The organism is Streptomyces albidochromogenes (genome assembly GCF_005981925.1).
Lineage (GTDB): Bacteria > Actinomycetota > Actinomycetes > Streptomycetales > Streptomycetaceae > Streptomyces > Streptomyces albidochromogenes.
In genome coordinates, this window is sequence record NZ_VBVX01000399.1 from 1 (window position 1) to 5,135 (window position 5,135).

Annotated in this window: 9 protein-coding genes and 1 tRNA gene; 9 read left to right on the top strand and 1 reads right to left on the bottom strand. The window is 69.8% G+C overall.

The features are described from left to right. Nucleotides 1–149: 149 nt before the first annotated feature. The 3 genes from E2E34_RS31035 to E2E34_RS31045 all read left to right on the top strand — a co-directional run bounded on the left by E2E34_RS31035 (nucleotide 150) and on the right by E2E34_RS31045 (nucleotide 1,972). Entirely contained in the window at nucleotides 150–737 is a 588-nt protein-coding gene (locus E2E34_RS31035; RefSeq protein ID WP_138905189.1) for an HhH-GPD-type base excision DNA repair protein, read from the top strand. A gap of 199 nt (nucleotides 738–936) precedes the next feature. Further along, nucleotides 937–1,239 (top strand): type II toxin-antitoxin system VapB family antitoxin, encoded by a 303-nt coding sequence (locus tag E2E34_RS31040; protein WP_138895407.1) that lies wholly within the window; start codon nucleotides 937–939, stop codon nucleotides 1,237–1,239. A gap of 100 nt (nucleotides 1,240–1,339) precedes the next feature. Next, nucleotides 1,340–1,972: a LytR C-terminal domain-containing protein gene (locus tag E2E34_RS31045; protein ID WP_138905190.1), complete on the top strand. Its 633-nt coding sequence runs from the start codon at nucleotides 1,340–1,342 to the stop codon at nucleotides 1,970–1,972. 22 nt (nucleotides 1,973–1,994) lie between these two features. On the opposite strand, the gene upp is transcribed toward E2E34_RS31045, so the two are convergent. Beyond that, nucleotides 1,995–2,630, bottom strand: coding sequence for a uracil phosphoribosyltransferase (upp, locus tag E2E34_RS31050; RefSeq protein ID WP_138895405.1), 636 nt, complete (start codon nucleotides 2,628–2,630; stop codon nucleotides 1,995–1,997). A gap of 104 nt (nucleotides 2,631–2,734) precedes the next feature. On the opposite strand from upp, the gene E2E34_RS31055 reads away from it, so the two are divergent. The 6 genes from E2E34_RS31055 to E2E34_RS31075 all read left to right on the top strand — a co-directional run bounded on the left by E2E34_RS31055 (nucleotide 2,735) and on the right by E2E34_RS31075 (nucleotide 4,899). Beyond that, entirely contained in the window at nucleotides 2,735–2,941 is a 207-nt protein-coding gene (locus E2E34_RS31055; protein WP_138905191.1) for a hypothetical protein, read from the top strand. Nucleotides 2,942–3,128: 187 nt separating this feature from the next. Then, nucleotides 3,129–3,677 carry a tRNA adenosine deaminase-associated protein gene (locus E2E34_RS31060; RefSeq protein ID WP_138905192.1) on the top strand — a complete coding sequence of 183 codons (549 nt, stop codon included), beginning with the start codon at nucleotides 3,129–3,131 and terminating at the stop codon, nucleotides 3,675–3,677. A gap of 74 nt (nucleotides 3,678–3,751) precedes the next feature. Next, nucleotides 3,752–4,180: a tRNA adenosine(34) deaminase TadA gene (gene tadA, locus E2E34_RS31065; RefSeq protein WP_138905194.1), complete on the top strand. Its 429-nt coding sequence runs from the start codon at nucleotides 3,752–3,754 to the stop codon at nucleotides 4,178–4,180. Nucleotides 4,181–4,250: 70 nt separating this feature from the next. Beyond that, nucleotides 4,251–4,337: transfer RNA gene (locus tag E2E34_RS31070), tRNA-Ser, on the top strand. A 94-nt stretch (nucleotides 4,338–4,431) separates the two neighbouring features. Then, nucleotides 4,432–4,596: a hypothetical protein gene (locus tag E2E34_RS35720; protein ID WP_167518426.1), complete on the top strand. Its 165-nt coding sequence runs from the start codon at nucleotides 4,432–4,434 to the stop codon at nucleotides 4,594–4,596. 9 nt (nucleotides 4,597–4,605) lie between these two features. Continuing rightward, complete coding sequence (locus E2E34_RS31075; RefSeq protein ID WP_138905193.1) at nucleotides 4,606–4,899, top strand: Dabb family protein; 294 nt, start codon at nucleotides 4,606–4,608, stop codon at nucleotides 4,897–4,899. Nucleotides 4,900–5,135: the final 236 nt, after the last annotated feature.

Sequence of the window (5,135 nt, forward strand, 5' to 3'; positions counted from 1 at the left end):
GGTCCCCACTGCTGGCCGCCGGGGGGCGGGGGTGGTGCTTCGGACATGGGCCGGTCCTTCCCGAGGTCGCCCTTCGATGATTGACCGGGCCGCGCCCGCGCGCCCGGCGGGCGTGTGCGCGAGGGCCTCCTCTGGGTGATCATCGGAGCATGAGCCCTGAGATCCGCCTCGCCCAGCAACCGGAGGCCGACGAACTGCTCGGCCGCAGCCCGCTCGCCGATCTGATCGGCATGCTGCTCGACCAGCAGGTCCCCATGGAGTGGGCGTTCGCGGGCCCGTACACGATCGCCCAGCGGCTGGGCGCCGACGATCTCGACGCGCACGAGATCGCCGCGTACGACCCCGAGGCCTTCGTCGAGCTGCTGTCGGCCAAGCCGGCCGTGCACCGCTATCCGGGGTCGATGGCCAAGCGCGTGCAGCAGCTCTGCCAGTACCTGGTCGACGAGTACGACGGCGACGTGACCGCGCTCTGGCGCGACGCCGCCACCGGCAAGGAGCTGCTGGCCCGGCTGAACGCGCTGCCGGGCTTCGGGAAGCAGAAGTCGCAGATCTTCCTGGCGCTGCTGGGCAAGCAGCTCGGCGTACGGCCGCAGGGGTGGCGGGAGGCGGCGGGCGCGTACGGCGACGAGGGCTCGTACCGGTCCGCGGCCGACATCACGGGCCCGGAGTCGCTGGCGAAGGTCCGCGCGTTCAAGCAGGAGGCCAAAGCGGCGGCGAAGAAGGCCGCGCCGAAGTGACCGGCGGACAGCGGCGTACTCCGTACGGGGGAATGCCCACCCGCCCCGCTTCGCGCGCCGGTGGGGCGCGCAACATCGCGCCACATCGCCGGAATGGGTTGTTCCGCTCATGAGTTGGTCCCGGTCCGGCACCGAATACGACGTTTGCACCCCGTCCTCGTGGCTGCGCCGGAAGCCGCTTGCCCGGTAGGCTTTCCGTGTGATCTTCAAGCGCATCGGAAACGGCCGGCCGTATCCCGACCACGGCCGGGAAAGCACCCGGCAGTGGGCGGATGTCGCGCCGCGCCCGGTCCGCCTCGATCAGCTGGTGACCACCAAGGGCCAGCTGGATCTCGAGACACTCCTGGCGGAGGACTCGACGTTCTACGGCGATCTCTTCGCCCACGTCGTCAAGTGGCAGGGCGACCTGTACCTGGAGGACGGACTGCACCGCGCGGTGCGGGCCGCGCTCCAGCAGCGCCAGGTGCTGCACGCGCGCGTCCTGGAGCTCGACTCCATGTGACGACCCGAACAGCTGACCCAATTGGGCCTTACGGGTTGGCCTGTCCGGTGTCATTGATCATTTAGTAGGCATCATCACCGCGGCGCACTACGCTGCGCCCATGAGCATGCTGACTCCCCCCGGCATGGGCGGAAAGTACCGCATCACGGGCGACAAGTTCCCGCGCATGCGCCGTCCCCGGAACCGGCGCAGGACCATCCTCGTGATGGTGTCCTCCCTCGTGGCCCTCGGTCTGGCCGGCTGGGGGACGCTGCAGCTCATCGACGTCTTCACGGGGGGCGCGACGGAGACCTCGGCCGCCGGGCGCGTGAAGCGCTGCGACACGGCGGCCGCGCCGTCCGCGCCGGCCCGGGCCGCCGCACTGCCCAAGCCGCGCGCGATCAAGGTCAACGTCTACAACGCGACCAAGCGCAGCGGTCTCGCCAAGGAGACGGCCGACGAGCTGAAGAAGCGCGGCTTCACCGTCGGCAAGGTCGGCAACGCGCCGCCGCAGTACGACAAGAAGGTCAAGGGCGCCGGGATACTGCTGGGAGCGCCCAAGGCGGTGTCCGGCGTCATGCCCGTGCTGGGTACGCAGCTCAAGGACGCCACGCGGAAGGCCGACGCCCGCAAGAGTGCCGACGTGGACCTGATCCTGGGCAACGGCTTCAAGGCCCTGACGACGAAGAAGGACGCGGACAAGGCCCTGGCCGTTCTGGCCAGGCCCGCGCCCGCGCCCTCCGCGAAGTGCTGAGAACGGTGCGTACGGCCGTCGGCTAGCCGGCGGTGCCGTACATCCGGTCGCCCGCGTCGCCGAGGCCCGGAACGATGTAGCCGTGCTCGTTGAGCCGCTCGTCGACCGAGGCGGTGACGACGGTGACCGGCGTGCCGGCCAGCTCGCGCTCCATGACCTCGACGCCCTCGGGCGCGGCAAGCAGGACGACCGCCGTGACGTCGTCCGCGCCGCGCTTGATCAGCTCGCGGATCGCCGCGACCAGCGTGCCGCCGGTGGCCAGCATCGGGTCCAGGACGTACACCTGGCGGCCGGACAGGTCCTCCGGCATGCGGGTGGCGTACGTCTCCGCCTGGAGCGTCTCCTCGTTGCGGATCATGCCGAGGAAGCCCACCTCGGCGGTCGGCAGCAGCCGCACCATGCCGTCGAGCATGCCGAGACCGGCCCGCAGGATCGGTACGACCAGGGGGCGGGGGTGGGAGAGCTTCACGCCCGTCGTCGCCGTCACCGGGGTCTCGATGTCGACCTGTTCGGTGCGCACGTCCCGGGTGGCCTCGTACGCGAGCAGGGTGACCAGCTCGTCGGCGAGGCGCCGGAAGGTCGGGGAGTCGGTGCGCTTGTCGCGCAGCGTGGTGAGTTTGTGCGCCACCAACGGGTGGTCGACGACGTGGATCCGCATGACGTCAACAGTAACCGGGCACGCGGACCGCTCGCGCTGGCATCAACCCGCAGGCCGGAGGGAAGGTGGGGTGGGGAACAGACGCGCTTGGGGTGGTGTGGCCGATGCCGGACGCGGACCGGGAGCGGAAACCGGGGCAGGAACCCGGACAGGAACAGCGGGAGAGCACCGAGGACGACCGCCGGCGGCGGCGCGCCCAGTTCCTGCGCGAGCTGAACGAGGCGAAGGCGCTGCGGGAGCGCGTACAGCCGCGCCGGGCCCGGGCGGCCCGGATGCGGCAGCAGATGCGGATGCGCACGTTCCGCTGGTAGGGGCCTTTCTCGCAGGACTGGTACACGACGCAAGAGCGGAAGACCTCTCGCGGAACGCTTTCTTCTGCCACGATTCCGAAGTGGGCGGGGCCCGGAGCTGCGAATCGGTTTCTCCCCGACCTCAGCGTCACCCTCCGGCCGGGAGGAACTCCAACCGGCACTTCTCAAGACCAGTGGGAGAGTCACGGTGTACTTCGCCGCACTGCTCGCGCGCACCGAAGACGGGTGGAAAGCGAGCGACACGGAGCTCGACGACGTGGAAACCCTGTCGGACCTGACCGATCTGGCCCGCGAGGCCACGGTCGACGACGACACGGTGATCGTCTTCATCGAGCAGGAAGACGCATGGTTCGGCCTCGTCCGGGTGGACGGCGAGGAGGACCCGCGCATCTATGTCTCCGACGCGGCCGCGGCCGCCCGTTCCTCGTACGGGGAGATCCTGCTCACCGACGAACTGCTCGGCCGCGACCCCGAGGACCCGGACGCCCTGGAGGAGCTCGTCGATCTCGACGGCACCGAGGACGGGGAACCGGATGGGGAGACTGACGACGACAACGACGAGGAGGAGATCAGGGCGGACGACGGCAGCGTCGTACCGGCGGGTCCGCTCGGGGAGGCGGCGGTCCTCGCGGACCTCGGCCTGTCCGAGAAGGAGCTGCTGGCGCTCGGCACGGACGCGCTCGCGGAGATCGCCGACGCCCTGGGCGCCGCCGACGTACTGGAGACCGTCCAGTAGTGAGCCCGGCAGTGACTGAGGACCAACGACTGGAGTCGGAGCCCGATCCGGTGCGCGACCGGTGGCGGGCGCCCATGCGCCTGGCGCTGGACGAGGCGGCGCGGGCGGCGGAGGCCGGCGATGTGCCGGTCGGCGCCGTCCTGCTGGCTCCCGACGGCTCGCTGCTCGCGGCGGGCCACAACGAGCGCGAGGCGACGGGCGACCCGACGGCGCACGCGGAGGTGCTCGCCATCCGCCGGGCGGCGCGGGCGCTCGGCGAGTGGCGGCTGACGGGCTGCACGCTCGTCGTGACCCTGGAGCCGTGCACGATGTGCGCGGGGGCGATCGTGCAGTCCCGGGTGGAGCGGGTGGTGTACGGGGCGCTCGACGAGAAGGCGGGCGCCGCCGGTTCGCTCTGGGACGTCGTACGGGACCGGAGGCTGAACCACCGGCCCGAGGTCGTCCAGGGCGTGCTGGAGAGGGAGTGCTCGGACCGGCTGACGGCGTTCTTCAGGGACCGCTGAACCGGGCGCCGCACCCGCCGGCCGGGAACCGATTTCGGAGCACGGCCCGGTGTGGGCTAAGCTCTCTCTCGGTAGCGTGTCCGAGTGGCCTAAGGAGCACGCCTCGAAAGCGTGTGATGGTGCAAGCTATCCGTGGGTTCAAATCCCACCGCTACCGCTCAGAACGAGAGCCCCGACTCCCCGAGTCGGGGCTCTCGTGTTGTGCGGTTAGACTCACGCGACTCACGGGACCGGCAGGGGAGGCCGCACAGATGGTGCAAACGAAGAAGATCGCTCTTTACGTGGTCGTTGTCTTCGTGCTGTACACAATCATCACTTCCCCCGCCAGGGCGGCCGATCTCGTCCAGGTAGGGTTCGAAGGCGTGTCCAGTGCCGCCCAGGGGGTCGGTGAGTTCATGTCCCAGCTGATCCAGTAGGAGTGCCCCTTGATCCGCCATCTGGTCCTCTTCAAGCTCAACGAGGGTGTCGAGCGGGACGAGCCGCGCGTCCTCGCCGGAGTGAAGGCCTTCGAGGAGCTCGACGGGGTCGTTCCCGAGCTGGAGTTCTGGGAGTGCGCCTGGAACATCACCGACCGGCCCATCGCGTACGACTTCGCCATCAACTCGGCGGTCCAGGACCGCGAGGCGCTCCAGCGCTACATCGAGCACCCCGCCCACCAGGCGGCTGCCGGTCAGTGGCGTGAATTCGCCACGTGGGTGATCGCCGACTACCCGTTCTGATCCTTCGCCCCAGCAGGCCCCGCACCGCTCCGGTGCGGGGTTTTCGCATGTTTGGTGCCCAACTTGCCGTCAACACGGAGTTATACGGTGCTTGCACACAGTGCACATGTCTTGTGATGCTATGACCGCTTTTGACGGATGAGTTGACCGTGGTTGACCGAGAAAAGGGGTGGCGTGACCGTGCCGGCCAGTACAGCGCCTCAAGCTCCGCCCCAGCAGCTCCAGCCGCTCCCACC